General features: G+C 67.8%; 20 protein-coding genes and 4 pseudogenes. 7 read left to right on the plus strand and 17 right to left on the minus strand.

All coding sequences use genetic code 11. The features are described from left to right. Positions 1-296 precede the first annotated feature (296 nt). From QMG73_RS42920 to QMG73_RS42950, 7 genes are all read right to left on the minus strand, one after another. Positions 297-617: a helix-turn-helix domain-containing protein gene (locus QMG73_RS42920; RefSeq protein ID WP_281905464.1), complete on the minus strand. Its 321-nt coding sequence runs from the start codon at positions 615-617 to the stop codon at positions 297-299. A gap of 6 nt (positions 618-623) precedes the next feature. After that, on the minus strand, positions 624-1712 hold the full coding sequence (locus QMG73_RS42925; protein ID WP_281905466.1) for a tyrosine-type recombinase/integrase: 1089 nt from the start codon (positions 1710-1712) through the stop codon (positions 624-626). A 349-nt stretch (positions 1713-2061) separates the two neighbouring features. Continuing rightward, a complete protein-coding gene (locus tag QMG73_RS42930; RefSeq protein ID WP_281905469.1) occupies positions 2062-2859 on the minus strand; it encodes an ABC transporter permease in 798 nt (265 codons plus the stop codon). Beyond that, positions 2856-3776 (minus strand): ABC transporter ATP-binding protein, encoded by a 921-nt coding sequence (locus QMG73_RS42935; RefSeq protein ID WP_281905470.1) that lies wholly within the window; start codon positions 3774-3776, stop codon positions 2856-2858. Before QMG73_RS42935 ends, QMG73_RS42930 begins: the two co-directional genes overlap by 4 nt. Then, positions 3773-4144 (minus strand): hypothetical protein, encoded by a 372-nt coding sequence (locus tag QMG73_RS42940; protein ID WP_281905471.1) that lies wholly within the window; start codon positions 4142-4144, stop codon positions 3773-3775. Before QMG73_RS42940 ends, QMG73_RS42935 begins: the two co-directional genes overlap by 4 nt. After that, a complete protein-coding gene (locus QMG73_RS42945; RefSeq protein ID WP_281905472.1) occupies positions 4144-4725 on the minus strand; it encodes a helix-turn-helix domain-containing protein in 582 nt (193 codons plus the stop codon). The genes QMG73_RS42940 and QMG73_RS42945 overlap by 1 nt, the downstream gene beginning before the upstream one ends. Positions 4726-5001: 276 nt before the next feature. Further along, positions 5002-5229, minus strand: a complete 228-nt coding sequence (locus tag QMG73_RS42950) for a hypothetical protein (protein ID WP_281905474.1) — start codon at positions 5227-5229, stop codon at positions 5002-5004. Positions 5230-5369: 140 nt separating this feature from the next. Between QMG73_RS42950 and QMG73_RS42955 the strand changes: the two genes are divergently transcribed. Further along, positions 5370-5594 carry a hypothetical protein gene (locus QMG73_RS42955; RefSeq protein ID WP_281905475.1) on the plus strand — a complete coding sequence of 75 codons (225 nt, stop codon included), beginning with the start codon at positions 5370-5372 and terminating at the stop codon, positions 5592-5594. A 110-nt stretch (positions 5595-5704) separates the two neighbouring features. Here the strand turns inward: QMG73_RS42955 and QMG73_RS42960 are convergent, their stop codons facing one another. From QMG73_RS42960 to QMG73_RS46265, 3 genes and pseudogenes are all read right to left on the minus strand, one after another. Next, positions 5705-5935 (minus strand): hypothetical protein, encoded by a 231-nt coding sequence (locus tag QMG73_RS42960; protein ID WP_281905480.1) that lies wholly within the window; start codon positions 5933-5935, stop codon positions 5705-5707. Positions 5936-6445: 510 nt separating this feature from the next. After that, positions 6446-6739 (minus strand): annotated as a pseudogene (locus tag QMG73_RS42965) (helix-turn-helix domain-containing protein); the annotation flags it as partial. 4 nt (positions 6740-6743) lie between these two features. Then, positions 6744-7821: pseudogene (locus QMG73_RS46265) on the minus strand (tyrosine-type recombinase/integrase). Positions 7822-8084: 263 nt separating this feature from the next. Here QMG73_RS46265 and QMG73_RS42980 point away from each other — a divergent pair. From QMG73_RS42980 to QMG73_RS42990, 3 genes and pseudogenes are all read left to right on the plus strand, one after another. Next, positions 8085-10433: a helicase HerA domain-containing protein gene (locus QMG73_RS42980; RefSeq protein ID WP_281905485.1), complete on the plus strand. Its 2349-nt coding sequence runs from the start codon at positions 8085-8087 to the stop codon at positions 10431-10433. A gap of 181 nt (positions 10434-10614) precedes the next feature. Then, a pseudogene (locus QMG73_RS42985) lies at positions 10615-11043 on the plus strand (transposase); the annotation flags it as partial. A 185-nt stretch (positions 11044-11228) separates the two neighbouring features. Next, positions 11229-11777 (plus strand): hypothetical protein, encoded by a 549-nt coding sequence (locus QMG73_RS42990; RefSeq protein ID WP_281905486.1) that lies wholly within the window; start codon positions 11229-11231, stop codon positions 11775-11777. A 311-nt stretch (positions 11778-12088) separates the two neighbouring features. Here QMG73_RS42990 and QMG73_RS42995 read toward each other — a convergent pair whose 3' ends face one another. Continuing rightward, a complete protein-coding gene (locus tag QMG73_RS42995; protein WP_281905488.1) occupies positions 12089-13069 on the minus strand; it encodes a hypothetical protein in 981 nt (326 codons plus the stop codon). Positions 13070-13155: 86 nt separating this feature from the next. Next, on the minus strand, positions 13156-13647 hold the full coding sequence (locus tag QMG73_RS43000) for a SigE family RNA polymerase sigma factor (protein WP_281905489.1): 492 nt from the start codon (positions 13645-13647) through the stop codon (positions 13156-13158). 176 nt (positions 13648-13823) lie between these two features. Between QMG73_RS43000 and QMG73_RS43005 the strand changes: the two genes are divergently transcribed. Continuing rightward, positions 13824-15347 carry a WD40 repeat domain-containing protein gene (locus tag QMG73_RS43005; RefSeq protein WP_281905490.1) on the plus strand — a complete coding sequence of 508 codons (1524 nt, stop codon included), beginning with the start codon at positions 13824-13826 and terminating at the stop codon, positions 15345-15347. Between the two features lie 34 nt (positions 15348-15381). Next, positions 15382-17139, plus strand: coding sequence for an S-4TM family putative pore-forming effector (locus QMG73_RS43010; protein ID WP_281905492.1), 1758 nt, complete (start codon positions 15382-15384; stop codon positions 17137-17139). A 104-nt stretch (positions 17140-17243) separates the two neighbouring features. On the opposite strand, the gene QMG73_RS43015 is transcribed toward QMG73_RS43010, so the two are convergent. From QMG73_RS43015 to QMG73_RS43030, 4 genes and pseudogenes are all read right to left on the minus strand, one after another. Then, positions 17244-17519: a hypothetical protein gene (locus tag QMG73_RS43015; RefSeq protein ID WP_281905494.1), complete on the minus strand. Its 276-nt coding sequence runs from the start codon at positions 17517-17519 to the stop codon at positions 17244-17246. Next, on the minus strand, positions 17516-17692 hold the full coding sequence (locus QMG73_RS43020; protein WP_281905555.1) for a hypothetical protein: 177 nt from the start codon (positions 17690-17692) through the stop codon (positions 17516-17518). The genes QMG73_RS43015 and QMG73_RS43020 overlap by 4 nt, the downstream gene beginning before the upstream one ends. 5 nt (positions 17693-17697) lie before the next feature. Continuing rightward, a pseudogene (locus QMG73_RS43025) lies at positions 17698-17993 on the minus strand (serine hydrolase domain-containing protein); the annotation flags it as partial. 91 nt (positions 17994-18084) lie between these two features. Next, a complete protein-coding gene (locus QMG73_RS43030; RefSeq protein WP_281905496.1) occupies positions 18085-18417 on the minus strand; it encodes a hypothetical protein in 333 nt (110 codons plus the stop codon). A gap of 307 nt (positions 18418-18724) precedes the next feature. Here QMG73_RS43030 and QMG73_RS46545 point away from each other — a divergent pair, with 307 nt between their 5' ends. Then, a complete protein-coding gene (locus tag QMG73_RS46545) occupies positions 18725-19294 on the plus strand; it encodes a pentapeptide repeat-containing protein (protein ID WP_407676939.1) in 570 nt (189 codons plus the stop codon). On the opposite strand, the gene QMG73_RS43040 is transcribed toward QMG73_RS46545, so the two are convergent. After that, positions 19263-21524, minus strand: coding sequence for a hypothetical protein (locus QMG73_RS43040; protein WP_281905499.1), 2262 nt, complete (start codon positions 21522-21524; stop codon positions 19263-19265). The two genes, QMG73_RS46545 and QMG73_RS43040, sit on opposite strands and share 32 nt — an antisense overlap. Between the last annotated feature and the right edge of the window lie 313 nt (positions 21525-21837).

Below are 21837 nucleotides of genomic sequence, written 5' to 3' on the forward strand. Positions count from 1 at the left end.
CGGAGATCTGGTGACCACCCACCCGGAGAACTCATGTCCGCACAGCCGGAGGTCCGCGGTCCGCACAACCGGAGATCGAGATGTCCGTTGACACTTCGACCCTGGCGCGCCTGGGTGACAGCGTTTACACAGCCCGGAGCTCCAGTAGTCGGTGGTGGAGCCGCACTTGCGGCACGGTGGGGCGGGGACCGGACCACCGGGCCAGCACTCAAAGCAGTGCGGGACCGACACCATCGCCGGCGGTCGGACGCCGCAGGTTCGGCATGCCTTACGTGGCTTGGGTTTTCCTTTGCCGGTCATGCTGGTGGCAGGGTCCGGTTACGGCCGAGCCGTGGGCTGAGTTGGCCCGCTGCCGCGGTCGACTTCGCGGCGGTTTGCTCGGGTCGGCCGCTGGTGACGCGTTCGGGTTCGCAGATCAGCAGGTCCGACGGTTCGCATTGCAGGACAACGCAAATGACTTCTAGGTCGTCGAGGCGGACCGTGGTCGGCGTGCCCGTCCACAGCGCGGACATCTTGCCGTGGCTGATCTGCAGCCCAGCCTCGGCAAGCCGCCGGCGCATCTCGGTGGACTTCCAGATCCCTTGCTGCGCGGCGCGCATCCGAAGATTCCAGCGCATCAGCGTTCACCCCGTTCCCAGGCCGAGCCGGTCCGACGTCCGCGCGTTTGTTTGCGTCCACGCGTTCTCGATGTGCGCGGCGGGCACATGGATGTAGCGGGTCGTGGTGGAAAGCCAAGAGTGGCCCAGAAGTTCTTGAATGGCCTTGAGGTCCATGCCTCGCCGGTAGAGCGAGGAGGCGCAGAAGTGCCGCAGCACATGCGGTGTCAGCCTACCCCGCCATTGCGGCAGCCACCGGGCGACCGCCTTGTTGAGCCCATCTCGCAGCACCTGGTCTCCGGCCCGGCGGCACAACCCGGTCAGGGGATCGGGCAGCCGCTCGCTGGGAAACAGCGGCGCGTCCAGATTGGTGTAGTCATCGCCGAACTGGTGCCGGATGTCGACCATCCACCAGTCCACCAGCTCACGCACCGAATTGATCGCCGGTACCAGGCGCGTCTTGTGGCCGCGTCCGCGGCTTCCCTTACCGAAGCGCACATGCAGGTTGCCGTAGTCGCCCAGATCGCGCCGCCAGTCACGGATATCGAGCATGTAGCTCTCCATGATCCGCAGACCGGCTCGCCGCCACAACGACGCCACCACATAGTCACGGGCGGCCGTCAGGAACTTACGCGCGTCCGGCAAGTGCTGCCGCCACAAGGAAAACAGCGTTTCGACATCCTCGTCACCCGGAGGAACCGGTGCGCTGCCGTAGTCGCTGCTGGCCGGCCGGTTGAACTCGTCGATCACCTGCTCGATGACATGCCCGGTGAGCACGCGGATATCGCCCTGGTACCGCGTAACCAGAAAGTCGAAGAAACTGCCCAGCGCCAGCGCCTTCTTGTGGACCGTCGAATGCGAGCGGCAAAGCTCCTTGCGTTGACGCGCCAGGAAGCGGTCCGCGTCCGACGCTAGCGCTGTCCACAACGGACGGCCCAGGAATCGGATGAACTCGATCAGCACGCTGCGGTCATTGGCCAGCGTCGAGTCACAGCATCCAGCGCCCATCGACGCCAGCAGGTACTGGTCCACCAGTTCCTGCTCGTAGTCCTCACGTTCCTGCGCAGTGTCAAGCCGACGCGGTGCGTCGATCGACCTGACCACTGCCAGTGCCATAGCAATCCGACCTTCGAAGAAAGTGGCAAAACACCATGAACACTGTCCAAACTCCACGAATCCTGACCAGCGGTCAAGACCTTGTACCTCGACCCAGTGACCTCAGAAACCGATCCTGGCCTGCGACAACACCAGCTCACGAGCCCAAGGTCAACACACAACTTCAGGTAGTTCGGATAACTGGCCTTGAGCTCGAGGATTCTGAAGCGTGAGTCGGCGGGAACTCAAGGATGCCTCATGGCGTCGGTGGCATGCGGATGCTTCGGTTACGTGGATTGATTTCCGTGCCGGGTTCTCGCGTCCCGGTTCCTCGTTTCCGGACGGCCACCGCCTCGAGGCTTTGTGCTGTTCAGGTGATGTCGCGTCGCATGGGGACGAGGACGGCGATCAGCGAGGCGGTCAGCGCGTACGCGGTGAGCAGTAGCGCGCCGGCGGCTGGTGGTAGCAGTTGAAGAGTTGTGCTGCCGAGTTGTTGTGACATGGCGTCGGCGAGGTAGGTGAAGTCGGTGAGGGCTGCGGTGGCGCCGCCGGGCAGGATTGGGTAGAGCTGGTTGAGGCCCGGGATCATCATGAGCAGCGCTTCGCCCATGTACAGGTAGCCGATCACGACGCACAGCGCCACGACTTGGTTGCGGAGTAGGGCGCCCACGCCGATCCCGATGAGCAGGTAGACGACCATGGCGAGGCCGATGCGGGCTAGCAGCCCGAGCACGGTGCTGGCTGGCAGGCCGAGCGGGACGCCGCGGACGGCGGCGGCGGTGTGAAGGGCCACGGCTGCGGTGCCGGCGAGGATCAGGCCGTAGGCCAGCCCGGCGACGCCGTAGGTGGCGAGTTTGGCGGCGAGTACCTGCCAGCGGCGGGGCGCGAACAGGAATGTGACGGCGGCCGTGCGGTGCCGGTACTCGGACGTGGCGGCGAGTGTGCCGGCGGCGGCTGGGACGAAGGCGGTGTAGCCGAGGATGCCAAGGATTGAGCGGACGCCGGTTTCGGTGTGCAGTCCGGGCATGGGCGGGTCGAAGTTCTCTGGCCCGATCAGCGCCATCGCGCCCATCATGCCGCCGCCGAGCAGCAGGGCGGCCAGCAGCAGTCCGGCCCACATGCGGCTGGCGAGCAGCCGGCGGAATTCGGCTTTGATCAGGTGGTTCATGGGGTGGCCGCCTTGTCGGTGGTCAGGTGGAGGAAGAGCTGTTCGAGGCTGCTGGTCTCGGTGACCAGCTCGTGCACCCGCAGCCGGTGCTCGGCCGCGAGGTCGGCGACGCCGGGCGCGTCGAGCCCGTGTACCCGTAGCCGGCCTGCCTGGATGACCTCGACGCTCGGCGCGTCGCCGTCCGGGCGGCTGGCCTGTAGGGTGGCGGCCAGCCGGTCGGCGTCTGGGGAGGTCACCAGTACCGCCGGCGGTCCGGCGAGCCGCGACCACGGCCCGGCGGCGACGAGTTCGCCGCGCCGGATCATTATCACGTCGTCGACGAGCTGCTGGATTTCGCTGAGCACATGGCTGGAGACCAGGACGGTTCGCCCCTGGTCGGCGAGCTGGCGCAGAAACCCGCGTAGCCACCGCATGCCCTCGGGGTCGAGGCCGTTGCTCGGCTCGTCCAGCAGCAGCACCCGGGGGTCGCCGAGCAGCGCGGTGGCGAGGTTGAGCCGCTGCCGCATGCCGGTGGAGAACCCTCGGGTACGGCGATCGGCGGCTTCGGCGAGCCCGAGTAGGTCAAGTAGCGCGGTGACCCGGCTGTCCGGATAGCCGCCCATCGCGGCATAGACGCGCAGATGGTCCCGGGCGGTGTGCCCGGGATGGAACGCGCTCGCGTCGAAGACCGCTCCGACGGTGCGCGATGGGCGAGGCAACCGCCGGTACGGTCGGCCGCCGATCGTCGCGGTGCCGGACGTCGGTGACACCAGCCCTGTCAGCATCCGCATCGTGGTGGTCTTGCCGGCGCCGTTGGGGCCCAGGAATCCCGTGACGAGTCCGGGTTCGACGGTGAACGTCAGATCACGCACGGCGGTGACTTCGCCGTACCGCTTCGTCAGGTGCGAAACCTCGATCCTCGCGCGGTCGCCGCTCATGCGTCGGCCGCCGTCGCGCGGCCGATCGCGTCCGCGATGCCGGGCGCGGCCGGGTGGGAGAGCACAACCTCGTCGAACTGCCCACCAGCGGCCGCACGGTCCAGGACCAGGTGCAACCCCGGCTCGCCACGGCGTGCCGCCACAAGCTGACGAGGACCGCCGAACAACCCCCAGATGCCGATCTTGAGTAAGCCGGACACTACGATCCCGCGCCGCCCGCCCCGCGCCAGGCGTAGCGGGTCAGCCACGAGCGCCGCATACCGCACCGCGCCAACCGGGATTACCGTCCGCTCCCGCCCGACCCAGAGCCGCTCCCAGCCGGTGAACTGGATGTCGACCAGCGCGCCGGTAACCGTGATCGATGCCATCAGGCACTCCCTTTCTTCGGCGTCTGCCGCCCGGTGTCAGTGGCCGCCGGCTGATCGGCCGGCAGCAGGATGGTGGCCAGTAGCCGCAGCACCCTGCCCTTGCCCGGCTCGTTGCGCAGCAGCGGCCCGATGACCTCGTTGAGGTCGGCGGCGAACTTGGCCAGTTCCGCGTCGGTCAGGTGCAGCACGAGTTGGTGGTATCCGACGCCGTCGGCGGCGAAGTCGATCCGCTCCCGGCTCAGGTAGCGGGAGAACTCCGACAGCAGGCTCGACACGAACGCGGTGAAGTAGCGGGCATGCTCCTCAGACGTCGCGGTCGCCAACGCCGCCGCGTCCAACGTCGCACCCTGAGCGGGCAACGCGTACACGCGCTCGACCGCGCCGCGGATCTTGCGTTCCTCGACGACCTCGACCAGGCCGGCCTTGACGAGTGTGGCCAGGTGCCGGTACAGCGTGGCCTGCGGAATGTCCGGCAACAGCTCGATCAGATCGTGAGTGGTCAGCCGTGCACCCGCAACCGCCCGCAGAATCCGGATCCGCACCGGATGCAGTGCCAGCTCCGCCCAACGCTCCCTCGACATGTCCACCTCAGAACATTATCACTATCGAGAGTGATAGCAATGGGTAACGGGTCGCGTAGGCGCACTGCGGGATCGCCGGACACGACCTCGCCGTTCGGTTGGCTCCCGAGCGTCGCTCACACGTGGGCAGGGCAGGCATCCGTCGCTGCGCACGCTCACCGCGCTGTCGGGAGTGGCCAACTGGCCGACTACCTGGCAGTGGCCATGTTCGTGCGGTTCGCGCGCGATGTGCTACCAGAACAACCCGCCGCGTGCGACCCGTTCAACCAGCCGGAATCATGTGTGCGCGCGGCGGTTGCCTTCGTAGTCGCCGATGCCTGGATTGTCGACGGCGTTGGTGTAGCGGGTGGAGCTGGTGATGGATAGGCCGAACAGGTCGCTGATGCGGCGGGCGTCGCCGGCGCTCGCGAGGGCTTCGTCGAGGATGCGGTCTTCGCGGATGGCTTGGGCGGGGATGCCGAGTTTCTCGCTGACCCACTTGTGCCGGACCGGACCGGTGTGCAAAGCGCTTTTGTAGGTGACGAACAGGTGCGGTTGGCGGTGTTGGGGTAGCGGCGGGCGCGGAAAGCTAGCCAGGCGTCGAGCCAGTAGCGCACTGGTGGGGCGAGCAGGATCGCGCGGCCGTGTAGGTGCAGGCGTCCGTCATGGATATCAGTCAGCTGCAAGGCGGTGAGGTCACCGGTGCGCAGGGCGTGGAAGGCCACGAGCGCGCCGAGCACGGCGCGGGCTGGGTCGTCGCTATCGATGATGGTGCGGAGGGTTTCCAGGTCGACCGGCGAGGGCTGACGCGTTTCACCTTTGGCGCCGGGGACCCGGAACGTGGGATCGGTAAAGACGACCTTGCGGGCTTTGAGGATTCGAAAGATTGATCGGACGCCGTTGATGAGGATCGCGCGTGGCGTGCCGGATGCCGGCAGGATGGCCAGGAAATCGTCTCGGGAGATCTCCCGCAGCGTTGTGTGGTCTGCCGCCCACATGGTCAGGGCGGGCAACGCGAAGTCGAGCTGGGTCCGGTGGTTTCGTCGGCCCGCGGCCGGCGCCGCGGCGGGGTGGTGCTGCCGTGCCGCATCACCTCAAACCAAATCCGCAGCTCCTTAATCATCGGTTGCGGCAAGTCGGCGATGCGCCTGTCGAACCACCGCTCGATGGTCGGGGTGCGGTCCTCGTCGAGCATGCCGGCCTCGGCGAGGACGTCGAGTGTGCCGCGCACCGACGTGCGGATCGCGGTGAGCTCGGCGACGTCGCAGGCGCTGCTGTCGTCGCCGCACGCGGCGGCGCCGCCGAGCCAGCATGCTGCGCTGCTTGTGACACAGTCGGCAGGAGCCGTTGTCGTGCAAGGCAACCCGCTGCCCGCAGGACCGGCACGCCTCGACGGTACGGTACTTTTCCCGCCAACTACGGCACGCCGCGCACATCCAGCCGTAGGTCCGGGTGACGCCCCACGCGTGGCAGTCCGGGCAAGAGTCGATGATCACCGAGGTCAGGGCCAGCGGCCCCGCGCCTCTCCACACGGGCGAGCGTTGTCCAGGGGCGTGCGGGTGGCAGCGAGCGCACTGGCCAGAGGTGTAATAGTCCCGTGCGGAGCCGCGTTTGTAGCAGGCGGTGGCCGAACGGGCCCACCGGGCCAGCACTGGAAGCAGTAGGAAATCTCGCGCATCGCTGGCGGCCGAACCCGGCATACCCGGCATGGTTTGGGACGTCCGGTCATGCCGGTGGCATGGCCGGGCCGAGGTGTGATCGACGCATCGGAGCCGGTAGCCGCTTGTGAGGGCCGCTGAGGCCGGCGGGCGGCCACCTTCTCCGGCTCCGGCAGCAGCAAATCCGCTGGCGTGCATTGCAGCACGGCGCACATCACGTCCAAGTCGTCGAGGCGGATGGTGGTCGGGGTGGTGGTCCACAACGCCGACATCTTGCCTGCGCTGATCTCCAATCCGGCCTCGGCCAGTAGTCGGCGCATTTCGGTCGACTTCCAGATGCCCTTGTTCGCGGCCACCAGCCGCAGGTTCCACTTCACCGGCTCATCCCCTCACCGCAAGGCGGTCCGCGACCCGCTGGTTGGCCAGCGACCAGGCGTGCTCGATGTGCTCGGCGTGCACGTGAACGTACCGCGTCGTCGTGGACAGCCACTCGTGGCCGAGTAACTCCTGGATGGCTTTGAGGCCCATGTCCCGCGCATACAGCGACGACGCGCAGAAGTGCCGCAACCCGTGCGGGGTAAGCTTTCCCGCCCAGTCCGGCAGCCACGTGCGGACCGCCTGGGCCAGCCCGGAGCGCAGCGCGTCATCGCCCGCCCGCCGGCACAAGCCCGTGTGCGGATCGCGACGCTCGGACGGCAACAGCGGCGCGTCCGGAGCCTGCCAGTTGTCGCCGTACTGGTGACGCACGTCCGTCAACCACCACCGCAGCAGCGCGTCCACGTCGTTGATCGCCGGCGTCAACCGGGTCTTCGCACCCCGCCCCCGGCTTCCCTTGCCGAATCGGATGTGCAGCTTGCCGAACCGCCCAGATCCGGCCGCCAGTCCCGCACGTCGAGCATCACCGTCTCGTTGATCCGCAATCCGGCCCGCCGCCACAGCGACGCCGCCAGATAGTCCCGCGCTGCTGGAAGATACTTGCGCACCGATGGCAGAGCCGCCCGCCGCTGCTCGAACAGGGTCTGCACCTCGGCCCCGGTGGGCGGCACCCGACCGGCACCATGCTGCGCGGCCGCGGGCCGATTGAACTCGTCGATCGGCTGGCACACCACATAGCCCGTGAGGGCATGAATGTCGCCTTGATACCGCAACAGCAGGAACTCGAAGAACTGGGCGATGCTCGCCACCTTCCCCGCCAGCGTCGATCTCGCCCGCCCTTCCTTGCGTTGCCACGCAAGGAAACGGTCCCATCGGCTGGTTGAGTCGTCCATAAAGGACGCGCAAGGAACCGGGAGAACTCGAACACCGTCGACCGGTCCTCGGACACCTTGGCGTCCGAGTAACCCGCACCGACCGAGGCCAGCAGGAACTGGTCAACCAACTCCTGCTCGAAGTCCTCCACGTCCTGCGCATCGCGCAGCCTACGCGGTGACCCCAGCGACCGGACCACAGCCAGCGCCATAAGCCACCCCTTCACTGGAGACGACCATGCATCAAGATCTACGCGGATTTCAGGAATCCCGACCATCTGTCAATAGAAGGCCCGATGGCCCTGCCCTACCAACACGCTGCTCAAACGGAAACCAAGCCAGGGCTGCCACTCGATCAACTCACGGGAGTTGGGACAGGGCTGGCCGACCTTCTCGACGAATCCGACCTGTAACCGCGCGGCCCCCCCGCGGACATCGCACCGCATCCCCCATCTGTCCATATTGGAGTGTAAGCGTGTCCGTATTCCACGAGTTGCCGCCGTCCCCGCCGGTGGACCCGAACATGGTCCCCGCCGAGCCGCGCTCGCCGCTGTTCGACCTCGCCGGCAAGGTCGCCGGCTGGTTCGCCGACCGGCCCTGGTTGGCCGTGGTGCTCGCCCTCGTCGTGGTCGTCGTCGTTGCCGCGACCCACACCGCCCGCGCGGCGGTATGGCGGGGGCGGCACCGGCGCCTTGCCACCCACGCCCACCAGATCCTGATCACCCCACCACCGCAGGTCGAGGCGGCCGGCGCCGCAGCCTGGTGGGCCAACCTCCACGACCTGCTCAGCCCGTCCCGGCGCCGCCGCCTGCTGTACGGCGTGCCACACGTCGCGGTGGAGTACCGGTGGTCCGGCCGACAGTTGACGATCGTCGTCTGGGTGCCCGGCACCGTACCCGCCGGCCCGGTCGCCGCCGCCGTGCGGGCCGCCTGGCCCGGCGCCGCCTGCACCATCGACGAGGTCACCAAACCGATCCCGGGCGTTTCGGTCCCGGGCGCTGGGGCCGAAATTCGGGCGGTCGGTGGCGCGCTCGCCCCGGCGATGCCGGCCTGGTATCCGCTCAACCTCGACCACGACACCGACCCGATGCGTCCCCTCGTCGCCGCCGGTGCCGGCCTGCACTCCACTGAGCACGCGTGTGTGCAGGTGCTGGCCCGCCCGGCCACCCCACGCCAGATCGCCCGGCTCCGCAAAGGCGCGGCGGCGCTGCGCACCGGGAAACCACCGACCGGTGGGCCACTCGACCCGACCCCGCTGGTGCGCGGCGGGCTGAACCTGATCACCGAGATCGTCGCCGAACTGGTCACCGCCGGCCCACCCCGCCGCACCACCACCGGCGCCGGTGCCGGCTACCGTCCGGTGCCACCGGATCCGCTGCGGGACCGCGACGCCCGCCCGGCGATCGACAAGACGATCGGCCCGCAGTGGGAGACCGCCATCCGCTACGCGGTCGCCACCACCAACACCCGCACCACCAGCCGCCCGGGCGAGGACGCCACCGCGCGGCGCCTGACCACCCTCGCCCACGGGCTGGCGTCCGCGTTCGGCGCCTACGCCGGCCGCAACCACCTACGCCGGCTGCGGCTTGCGCAGCCGGTCGCGGTACTCGCCGCCCGGCCGCTGCGGCGCGGGTTCCTGCTGTCGGCCCAGGAGCTGACGGCGATCGCCGGGCTGCCCACCGACCTGGCGGTGCCCGGTCTGAATCGGGCCCGCGCCAACGCGGTGCCCCCGCCGATCGAGGTGCCCACCGGCGGTCGCAACACCAAGGTGTTGGGCACCGCCGAGGTCGGCGGCCACAAGGTCGCCCTGCCGGTTGTCGACGCCCGCCAACACATCCACCTGCTCGGCTCGACCGGGTCGGGCAAGAGCACCGAGATGTGCCACCTCGTCCTGGACGACATCAAGGCGCACCGCGGCGTGGTCGTCATCGACCCGAAAGGCGACCTGGTCCTGGACATCCTGGACCGCATCCCCGCCTCGGTCGCCGACCGGGTGGTGCTCATCGACCCCGACCAGCCCGGCGGGGCGACCCTCAACCCGCTTCAAGGGTTGGACGACGACCTGATCGTCGACAACATCGTGTCCATCTTTTCGAAGATCTTCCAGCGGCACTGGGGACCCCGGATCGACGACGTGCTGCGGGTGGCGTGCCTGACGTTGATGCGCAAGGCCAACGCAACCCTGACGCTGATTCCGCCGCTGTTGCAGGACAAGCAGTTCCGGGCGGCGTTCACCGTCAACCTCGACGACCCAGAGGGCTTGCTGGGGTTCTGGCAGTGGTACGAGCAGACCCCGCCGCCGCTGCGGGCGCAGATCATCGCCCCGGTGCTGTCCAGGCTGCGGGCGTTCCTGCTGCGCGACTTCGTCAAAGCCACCCTCGGCGTACCGAAGTCGTCGTTCGACATGGGCCACGTCCTTGACCGCGGCGGGATCCTGCTCGCCCGACTGCCCAAAGGGCAGATCGGCGAAGAGACCGCCAAACTCATGGGCAGCTTCGTCTTCGCCAGTGTGTGGCAGGCGGCCACCGCCCGCGCCCGGATCCCCGAACCTGAGCGCCGTGACGCCTGTGTCTACGTCGACGAGGCGCACAACGTCCTGAATTTGGCCGGATCGGTAGGTGACATGCTCGCCGAGGCCCGCGGCTACCACCTGTCGCTGCTGCTGGCACACCAGAACCTCACCCAGCTCCCGCGGGACACCCAACCCAGGCCCTGCGGGTCCGCCGGACCGGACGGTTGGCTCGGACCGTCCGTCCGAGCGCGCACGACGTTCGGCAACCGGGACTCCGGCGGTGCCGCGGCTTGCGCAGGCAGTGACGTCTGATCAACCGCTCCGGCCACGGCGCCACTGACGCCCGCCTCGCTCATAACCTTGATCTTGGCGCTAGGCTCCAGAACTCGCGGCGCAGTCGACTCATCCGCAAACACGGCTGCGCCGCCCCTTACGAACGCCCTTACATGCCGATGAGCGGACATCCGAGAGCGGTCGATAAAGTCACGGTCGCCGGGAGACCCGCACCGTGAAGGCGTTGACCGTGGCCACGCCGGGCGGGCTGGGTTTCCCACACGCGCAGCAGGCGGTACGGATCACCCGCACCCGCACCGTCGTTGGTACAAAGACCACCAGGGAGACGGCGTATCTGATCGTCACCCTGCCCGCCGGTCAGGCCCAACCCGACCAGCTAGGTGACTGGGCCCGCCGCGAGTGGCAGATTGAGAATCGTCTTCATTGGGTGCGGGATGTGACCTTCGCCGAAGACGCCCACCAGGCCCGTACCGGCAACGGCCCCGCCGTCGCTGCCGTGCTACGCAACACCGCGATTGGCTACCACCGCAGCAACGGAGAAACCAACATCGCCCGCGCTACCAGACGCGCCAACCGCCGCCCCCACGACCTCATCAACGCCGTGACCAGCATACAGAGAACGCAATAGCCCTGCCCCACGACCTAATCACCGCCGTGACCAGCAACAACCCGAGAACGCAATGACCCTGGCATCGACCTGCGGTGGATCGACACGTGCCACACCGTGCTGGCTGGGCATGTCAACGCGAGCTGCCCAACGCGAGAAAGTTCGATATCCTTGCAAACATGCGCTCTGGGACAACTTTGACTGTCATGGTCGTGCTGTTTCTGGTCTCAGGGTGTGCGGTCACGGGTCGACCGGCGGCCATCGAAGCATCTGCTCCTCCGGTGGGGCGACCGCCGGTGGTACTGGACACGTCTGTGTCCGGCTGGGAAACCGCTGCATGGCTGGATGGAGGCCAGTTTTGCGTACGAGCGCAGCGCACAGGCCGAAAGGTCAACGCCAGCGCGGCGAGTAATTTTGTGTTCTGTGATCCGGCGCCGTCCGCTCTTGACGCCAGCGGTCCGGCGTTGCTGCCTGCCAAGCCGGTTCCCTACGTCGCGCCGCTGGATCCGCAGCAGCGGAAGACCATCCTGGTCGGAACCGTGCGCGGTGATGTCGCCACCGTGTCGGTGACCATGTTCGGCGAGACGGCCACAGCGGCTGTCCATCAGTTGCCCGTCTCGGCAGGCCGTCAGGTCGGCGCCTACGCGGTCTGGCTTCCTAGGAGCGGTCCTGGGCGCAGCGGGATGGACCTCTCCGACGTTACTGCCGTTATTGGCTATGACGCGGCTGGCAACGTCCTCACGCAGGTGGACTGACCCTGCGTAGGGGGCGGAAGCAGAGGGCCAAGGCGTCACCCGACTGAGTCTTGTTGCGTGCCCTGCTCCCAGAAACGGCCTGCTGGCGTGCCCGATGTGGACGACGACGAGGATCACTTTCTGGCTGTCCGCGTAGCTGTGCGATAGTCCGGTGCGCCCATCGAGTCTCGTGACGTCACAATCATCCACGTGCGATCGATGGCCTCGATTCGTTTAGGGTACATGCGAACTTGAGCGCCAACGGACTTATTCGTTGACGCTCAAGCTCGCGGTCATGGTCTAGGTAATCTGAGGGACGACCGTTTGGTCTGTCAGCACAGGAAGCAGGCGTAGGTCCAACTCAGGGTGAACGTTTTCATGAACTCGGCACTGATGTGTGTCTTCAGGGTATGGGCACCTGCAGCGGACCGACTATCTGACTCGCCGCCAGCGCTCGCGCCGTACCACTCCACCTTATAGAGCGTCTGGTTCCACGTGACATTCCAGCCGTCACTGCACAGCGGCACGTTGTACGAAAGCTCCACATAGTACGCCAGGCCGACAGTGAAATTGCCGCATGGGCTGCTGCCGGTCGCGTTAGCCGAGGGCGATGCCTCGATGATCTCGAAAGGCCCGAGAGAGCTAGCCAGGGTATAGGAATGTTGGAAGCTGCCCTTTTGGAGCTCTTTGCCGCCACCTAGTGCGCCGGTGCCCCAACCATGCGCTGTGACACTGTATGGGCTGTACCTCCAATTGTTTGTCTCGTCAATCTGTGAATAGTAGGCTATTCGGCAGCCGGACCACTCGAAATCGGAGTCCGGTTCCGAGGTTTCGCTGTACAGGCACCGTGTGCTCGAAATCGGTGGCGTGTCTAAAGCAGCCGCACCTTGTGGGGGCGCATACTGCCGGGCCTGGGTGGGGCTCATCCCGGCGGCGAGCGCGTCGGTGTAGGGGCTGCGACCCGCCGCCGCGTATGCGGCGGCGGCCGTGGCGGAGGACTTGCTGGATGTGCTTCTCTCCTGGATTGACACCGCACGGTCGTAGCTGCGGCGCCCATCGGCCATGATGGTCGGCGCTTGGGAACCTATGAACGTCACCTCGTCGCCGGGGGCTGCAATGATCGTGAAAACGGTGGAGCCGTCTGTGTAGCGTAGGCGGACGGCCGAGCCGTCGTACAGCGACTCGGTGGACACCAGCTTCGGGTTCCACGCTTTCTGCTTGCTGTCAGGGGCGGCCTGCGCTGGCCCCGCGATTTGCATCGATCCGGCCAACAGCGCTGTGGTGACAGTGGCGACTGTTCGACGCACTCTCATCGAGTGGTTCCCTCCCTTGTGGGGCGATCCAATGGGTGTTGCTTGCGTACACGTGTCGGCGGCTGAGAAATGCTGCATGGTTGCGGTCAGGATCTGAGGTTGCGACGTAGTGCATCGAGTGCGCGCACGGTCTGGCTGGTCACGGTCGCTGTTGTGCATCCGAGCGCCCGTGCTGTCTGCTCGACGCTGAAGTCTCCGAGGAAGCGCAGTACGACAACAGCACGTTGACGTGGGCCGAGCCTGCGCAGCGCGGGTAGCAGCATCTGCCGGTCGTCAACAGCGGTGTCCGAAGCCCGCGTGGCGGCGTCGATCCCGACGGCAGTGGCGACCTCGTGCCGCCAGCGTGACCGGCGTCGCTCGGATAAGAAGCTGCGCAGGACTATGCGGCGGCTGTAAGCGCCCAACTCTGTCCGCCGTTCCAGGCGGTCCCAGTGTTGATACACCAGGCACAGTGCTACTTGTACAAGGTCGTCTGCCTCGTGCCAGTCGCCGCAAATCGCGTAGGCCTCCCCGCGCAGCCAGGGACGGATCGCCTGAACGAATGCCTCGAACTCAGCTTGGTCTACGTCGCTCGCCATGGGAGATCCCCGTTTCCCCTGTAGCCCGCGATCCTGGCCGGCGGTAGCTGTCAGACAAGGGACCACCGCGTCGCCGTCAATCTGTTATCGGAACATATCTGAATGTGTCGATAGTCACAAGGAGTGCGTGAATCTTGACACAGTGCAACTATTGCGCTTGTCAGGATCGGAAGAGGATGGTGCACATCGGACTTGCATCTGAGCGGCCACGGGCGAATACGGCCGTCGTCGGCACCGGCGGACAGATCGGCGTCGGGGACCTGGACGGCACCGTCGCCCTCTACGACATTCGGGACCCCGATCAGCCGAAGCCGGGACCGACCCTGACCGCCCGCGGTTCGGTCGTCGACCTGGCGGTCACGACCGACGGCACGGCCCTGGCGATCGCCGATCAGGCCGGCACGACAGTCATGCGGTTCGGACTCGAGGCCGCCGACGACGGAGGGTTCGGTTTCTCCGAACGGCGGGCGACGGTCAGCGGTGGCGGCGGCGTGGCGTTCAGCGGCGACCGCACCCGGTTGTTCACCGGCACGCGCTTCTGGGACATCACCGACCTGACCGCCGCAGGCGGCATGGATCGGTCCGTCAGCTTCAGCCATCAGTACTCCACCGCCGGCGACCTGCTGGCCGCCCCGGCCTACTCATTCGGACCAGTCGTGCTGCTCCGGCGAACCACACCGGACGGAAGCGTCACCCCGCTCGGCGAGATCCAGTTCCCGGGGCCGGACGACGGCCGCAAGCCGCTGGCCGTGGCCGTATCACCGGACCGCCGGCTGCTCGTCGCCTCGACGGAGACGGGCGGCCGGGTGTGGACCCTCGCCGACCCGGTCCGGCCCAGACCGGCCGGCGAACTTCGGGTCGGCAAGCCGTTGCGGTCACTCGCGTTCACCGACCGGCCCGGATTCCTCGTCGCCGTCGACAACGGCGGCGAGGCGAGCATCTGGGAGGTCGCCGACGCCGCGTCCCCGCGCCGGGTCGCGGCGCTCGCCCCGCCTCCGCCACCGTCGCCGAAACCGAGCGACGACGGGATCGACGGCTGGTCCACTGTCGACGGTCCGGCCGGGTGGGGCGAGATCGCGACCGCCGCCCGCGCGCCGCGGCTGGTCTCGGTCTCGGCTGACCTGAAGACCGTCACGGTGTGGGACATCCGGGACCCGCGCAAGCCCCGGCCGGCTGGCACCGTGACGGTGCAGGGCAGCCCGACCGGATTCTCGATGTCGGTCGGCGCGCTGTCGCCGGACGGCAACGCCCTGGTCGCGCAGATGGGCGGGGCCGACCGCGGCCTGCGGTTGTGGGACATCTCGAACCCTTCGGCGCCGGCGCCGAAGGGCGCGCTGACCGGCTACACCCAGACCGTCAACCGGGCCGCGTTCAGCCCGCGCGGCAACGTGGTGGCCACCGTCGACGCGATCTCCCAGATGCGCCTCTGGGAGGTCAGCGACCTCGCCGCACCGACCGCACTGCTGTCCGTCACGCGGGGCCAGGCCGGCCATCCGCCCTACCTTGCCGTCGCGTTCGACGGCGGCGGCGACTCCGTCTACTTCGGGAACGAGGCCATGTACAGCTGGAACGTCGCGGACGCGACCCGCATGAGTGCCAACCCGCGGGCGTACGCCTGCTCGATCGTCGGGAAAGGACCGAGCGCCGCCGAATGGGCGGCCACCCTGCCGGCCGTCACCTGGCGCGAGGTGTGCCGGTGACCGCCACGATCGCCCCACGGCAGGAGGTGTGCAAGTGACCGCCACGATTGCCGCGCGGCACGCCGACCGGCACGCCATCGACCTGCTCGCCGCGCAACGCGCCACCTACAACGAGGTCAAGCTCCTGCGCCGGACGCGAGCCACGCTGGTCACCGCCGGAGCGGCCGCGACCGTCGTCCTCGCGCTGGTGCTGGAGTCCGTCCGGCTACCGGTCGGACTCGCCACCGGGGTCGGCCTGCTCGTCCTCGCCGTGCTGGCCGGCGGCCGGGAACGGGACCGGCGCCAGTCCGCCGCCGCCGTCCAGGAGGAGTTCGACACCTACGTGTTCGGGCTGCCGTGGAACCGGCTCCTGGCCGAACGGCCGGCCACCGCGCAGGTCGCCCGGTGCGCCGCCCGGTACCGGCGCCGGCACTCCGACGCAGGCCTGGCCGCCTGGTACCCGCCGGTCGACGAACAGGACCGCATCGCCGCGATCCTGTTGTGCCAGCGGGCGAACGTCTCGTGGAGCGCGCCGTTGCACCGCCAATGGGCGACAGTCCTCGCCGGCACGCTGGGGGTCCTCGGCGGCGGTGTCGTGCTTGTCGGCGGTTTCGGCCCGCTGGGCGTCCCGGACCTCGTCGCGGCGGTCGTGGCACCGCTGCTCGCCCCGGTGCACGGGCTCGTCGAGGCCCTGCGCGAGCACCTGCACCAGGCCCGCCGCGTGGCCCGGCTCGACGCCGAGATCGTGCGGCTGTGGCGGTCCCGGGTCGACGGCACCGAAACGGTCGGCGAGCACGACTGCCGGCAGGTCCAGGACCAGTTGCTGCAACTGCGGGAGAGCGGCCCGCCAGTACCGGACCGGCTCTACCTATGGCGGCGCCGACGGCTCGAGTCGACCGTCCGGGCGGAGACCCGGCACCTCGAGACCCGCGGCCGGCAGGTCCGGGCCGCGGGCCTGGCGATGGCCGTCGCGTTGACGGCCACGCCGCACGCGGTCACGCCGGGCCGGGACGCCAGGGCGCTGTCCGCCGACGCGTACCGGACGTTCGTGGCGGCGCCGGTGTCGGGTGACCCGGGCGCGCCCGCAGTCGTGTGGTGGGTCCGCGACGCCGCCGCGTGCACGACCGCCGCCGGCGGCGCCACCGAGGTCGAACGGCTCGCCGCCGACATCACCCTCGCCGTCGACGACGTAACGGTGTTCGGCGGCGACCCGAAGCCCGACCACACCCCAGGCGACGAGGAGGGCCCGGGTGGGGCCGTGCTGCGGGCCGGTCCCGCCGAGTTTCTCGCCGTCGTCCCGCTCGGCGACCCGGAGCCACGCCCGTTGCGGGTGACGATGTCGTGCCGCCGACCGGACGGATCCTGGACGACGGCAATGGACCAGCCGTGGACCAACCCCGGGTTCGACGACGTGGCGATGCTCATGCCGCCGCTCGACGTCGACGAGGGCGGGACCCTCGACGTCGTCGACGTGCAGGCGTACTACGGCGGAAAGGTGAGCAGCGCGGCCGCGTTCGGCGCCGAGATCGACGGCACGCCGGCCATCGTCGAGGACAACGACCAGGACGCGTCGGTGACGGTCCGGCCGAGCGGCCCGGTCCGGCCCGGCGTCCGCCTGCTCACCCTGTGGGTCGCCGGCCGGGAGCTGACCACGCCGTTCATCCAGCGCGGCACCCCGCAGCCGTCGGCGCCGGCATCGGACGCCACTGCCGAACGCGCCACCGCCGCGGGTTCATGGACCTGGGTCCTCGGCGCCGTGGTGCTGGCTGCGGGAATCGTGGCGGTCGTCATCGTCCGCCGCCGCCGCGCGTGAGAACGTCACTCCGGACGTGATGATCTGGCCGCCGCCGCGTTCGCCGCGGTGGCCAGGGTTGCTCGCCCGCAGGTCCGGGTCCGTCGTCGTGTGGAGCCGGTTCATCAGGCACGCGAACGCCAGCCCGCTCGCCGGGACGGCGAACGCGAGCGCCCGCCGTGACCCGCGTGGCCGAACAGCGTCGGCTTGAACCACGGCATGTCCAGGGTCGGCAGGCCAAAGCCGAGCGCCCACCGGGTCGGCCCGTACAGGATCCAGTCCGGTCCGGCGGCCTGTTCGGCGGTCGCGGCGGCCAGGGTATGCGGGCCGAGTATGCGGTGACTGTCGACCGGGCCGAGCAGCGCGACGTAGAACAGGTCGAGCGCGCTGGCGGTGTTCACCCCGTTGACCGCCGAGATCTCGGCGGCCGTAGGTCCGGCCGGTTGAGGTCGAGCGGCTCGTCGATGGGGCGCAGCGCCCGCACCATCAACGCGGACCGGTCGACGGCCGGCAGGTCCGGCGGCGGCGCCACGATCCGGCTGACCCTGCCGGTCGGCAGGGGAGCCCGATCCATTCGAGGCCGAGCGGGTCGGCGATCTCGTCCCGGAAGAACGCGCCGATGCTGCGTCCGGACACCCGCCGGACCAGTTCGCCGACGATCCAGCCGTAGGTGAAAGCGTGGACCTGTGCGCGGTTCCCGGCTCCCAGGCCGGTGCCTGGGCGGCGATCGCCGCGGTGACTGAGTTCCGCGCCGCCAGGTCGGCCAATGAACGGGGACCGTCGAGGGCCGGCAGCCCTGCCCGATGCGACAGCACCCACCGCGCCGGGATCCGGTCTGTGCACAGCGGCCCCGCACGATATTCGATTGTCTCCACAAGTCATCGATGATCAACCGGCGGCTGTCCTCGCGTCCGCAGGCACACCGATCAGACCCAACCTGCCGCGGCCCATCGCCGACCATCTACATCACGGACCTGGGCTGCCGTCCTGGTCCTGGTTGGGATTTAGTGGAGGCGCCACGATACGCCTATGGATCAACGGTCCGGGTTTCGTGTTGTGCACCATCAGCTTGTGGGGCTGCTGCTCGCTGTCGCCGCATTGGTCGTCTTGACCGTGGCGGTCGTCGTGCTGCCCGCCTACCTCGCGCCGCGCAGCGCGTTCGGAGACGCCGCGGATGCCATCCAGGCGCAAAACGACGAGCGGGAGCTCATTCTGCAGGGCCTGGGCGGGATGGTGCTCCTGCTTGGCGCCTATGTCACCTGGCGTCAGTTCCGGGTCAGCCGCGAGCAGCTCCAGCACAACCTCCGGGCAACCGCTAACCAGCTCCGGCCAGGACCAGCTGATGATCGCCCAGCAGGGTCAGATCACGGAGCGGTTCACCCCGGGCGACGGATCAGCTCGGTAGCGACCAACTCGTCGTCCGATTGGGCGGCATCTACGCGCTGGAGCGCATCGCGAAGGACTCGCCAGCCGACGCCGCCACGATCGCTGAAGTCCTCGGCTCCTACATCCGTCAGCACTCGCCGTGGCCCGATCAGGGAAGGGCGTCCTCCGCGCCCGGTGCCGGAGGATAGCGACCTACCTCATCTGGTCACGAGGGCCACTGATGTTCAGGCGGCCCTCACCGTGCTGGCGCGACGGGCGATGCAACCCAAAGGCGAGTCGCCCCAGGCTTCTGGGCGTGGATCTACGCCGAGCGAATCCGTCAAAGGCGTACCTCGTCGGTGCTGATCTGGAAGGAGCGCACCTGAGTAGGGCTTGGCTGCCGCAGGCACGCCTGGATGGCGCAGACCTGACCGATGTGAACCTGCAGGGGGTCAACCTCGCCGGCGCCAGCCTCGACGGAGCCGAGCTGACCGGCGCGCTGCTGCAACGAGCACATATGGAAGGCGCCTCACTGCGAGAAGCCAAACTCGACGGAGCACGCCTCGACGGGTGCACTGGCCGACCAGGCCACTGCCTGGCCAGATGGGTTCGAGCCGCAGCCAGCCGGCGTGGTAGTACACCTCTCCGCGAACTGATCCCCGGCACGCAACAGTCAGCTTGGTGGTGGACACCAAGCTCGCGCCCAGAGCAGCCACTACCGCCGCCGGGGTTACATCCTCCATTGACCCGCATCTACATATCGAACCCAGGCTTCCGTATTAATCGGGTGTGCGGAGGCGAATCTCGTTGAGCAGTGGCACGACCGGAATGATGGCGATAACGACGAAGGTCATGGCGACGAGGTTCTGAAGCGCTGTATGGTCCTCAAGTATCTCAATCCACTCCTCATCGCTTGCATTGTCAGCACGCCGGCGAGTGACGATGCGTAGCGACCGGCGTAGCCGGTCAAACGGCAGCATCGGGAAGCGTCTATCACTGTGCCAGTCGTCGAACGTGCCACCGTGATGCCGGTGGCGCCGATACGCTGCGTGCCGTGTGTTGTAGCGCATGACCCAGAGGTACACCGAGCTAAGCAGGAAGAGCAGGCCGTACAGAATGACAATGATGGATGTCCATCGCTCAGGTGCGCTCGGGGGCACGTGTGCGATCACGAACGCCGGTAGCCATACCAGCAGGAGGGTCAACGCCGAGACGAGACCGTGGTCTTGTTGCGTACCAGCGGTCGCGCTGTAGCTGGTTCCCTCAACGTCGTGCGTCGGGCCAGGAAAGCAGGACTTGACGACGGCGACGACGAGGATGAAATTGACCACGTAGCACCAGAAGACTGCGGCAAGCGACCAGTAGATGGTTGCTGGGTCGCCGTCGGTGATCAGGCCGGAGGTCGCCGGCCAGAGCACCGTCGTGAACGTGGAGGCGCCGACTGCCAGTGCGAGAAGGACTTGGACGAGGCTGGCATCGTTGCGCTGCAACAACGCACCATTGCCCTTGACGCTCTCAAACGACCAGATGCCGGCCAGAGCCGCGAGTGGTATGACAAGCAGCGCCTGGTACCAGCGCAAGGACAGGTTACTGTACAAGGCGGCGAGCCAGATGGTGATGGCGAGAAGCATCAAAGCCGCCGCGCTCCGGCGTCGCTGCGCTTGGGGTGACCATCGCATCGCCAAGATGGCCACTAGTACCGCCGCGGCGCCAGCGATGAGTACGGCGTCCGGCAGGGTCCGATCCGGGCGGCCGGATTCGAAGTTGTTCGGCTTGGCTATGGCGACTGTAAGCAGCAACAAGCATCCAAAGCCCGCGACACCGGTCGCGAAGAGATAGGCCCCTACTATGGACGAACGCCGCGAATGATCCTTCGGTGCTCGTCCGGGCGTGGTGGCCTGCTCCTCTAGGCGTACGAACGCGTGGTAGGTATTGCGCAGCAGCGGCGACGCCCAGTTGAGGATGGCCAGAGAGACGACGAGCAGGATCAGGGAAGCGCCGTTGCCGCTGAGTTGGATCTCCTCAATGAGCCAGACTGCGAACACCGCAAAGCTAGTCAACACCCAGGCCAGCGACGCGCCGCCGAGGTCGCGAAGCGTGAGTCGTGCCGGGCGCTCGCCGTTGACGTACCGCTCCAGGAGACCGCTAAGCACGAGCACGAGAAGCAGCAGTGTCGCGGCCAGCACCAGGAACGCAGCAAGACTCGCCAGGTTTGGCCGGTCGCGTGCGACGGGCGCTGCGGCGAACGAGAGCAGCGGCGCGGCGCTGATTGCGGCCAGCAGCCACAGTGACCCGTTTGACGCCCGCTCCGAGACGATGCCGTGCTGAGCCGCGATCACTACTGCTCCTGCGATGGCGATCACAGCAAGAACGACCACATGTGCGGTGATGTTTAGGTCACTTGCCGCGAGGATCGCTACGCAGACGGCCGGTATGACCGCCGTCAGCGTGGCGGCTAGGCACACCGCGGGCCGGGCACGGGTGATTAGCGGCATCGCCGCCAGCACGGCGATGGCGGCGATACCGACAACCAGCGTGGCGGTGAGTTCGCCTGCTGTCGTTCCACCGCGGTTGTCCGCGGCCAGACATCCGGCAAAGCTCAACAGTGCAGCAAGCGCACCGACCCACTGCGGCGACGCGACGTAACGTTGCACGGCGTCATTGGATCGGCGTCCCAACCGATTCATGCGTATGAGCACGAGTCCGAGTAGGCCAGCGATGAGCGCGCTGCAAAGCGACAGGAATACCGCATGGTACAAGCCAGCGGCGTTGAGGACTCCTGGTGCCGGCATCGTCCAGTTGAGCGCTGGAGTCGGATCGGCAAGCGCCCGGAGCGTTACGATGGTTCCGGCCGCGCCACCAAGAAACGCCGCACCGCCGGCGGCGAGCCAGTCGGATCGACCGCCGCCCAAACTCCGAGCCAGACACAGGAGTAGTCCGGCCGCCAACGGCAAGAAGATTCCGTCGCCGAACGTCGCACTACGGAAGTGAAACAGATCGGGCTGAATCGTCCAGCCATACAGATAGTAGAACGACGACATCGCGCCGAATCCAAAGACTGCGACCGCAGCTCCGAGCCACACCTCGGCTGGTACTCTACGCATCGTATCCATTCCAATTGGGACATCGACCTGTGCAGTCGCACCTTACTGACAATCAAGGCTCGAGTCCGGTAATTGTCGGACAACCAGACGAACGAGCGAGGCACGCACGGACCCGCGCGGAGGTACAGCAGGGCCTTCTGTGGCCGAGAGGGCGACGGTCGTGACACATAGCACGAAACACCGGTTACTGGACCGTCGACCAGCACCGCCGATCGTTGGGCTTGCTGGCGTATCTGGCCGGCGAAGTCCG

Origin of the sequence: Phytohabitans aurantiacus, assembly GCF_027923225.1 — a bacterium.
Lineage (GTDB): Bacteria > Actinomycetota > Actinomycetes > Mycobacteriales > Micromonosporaceae > Phytohabitans > Phytohabitans aurantiacus.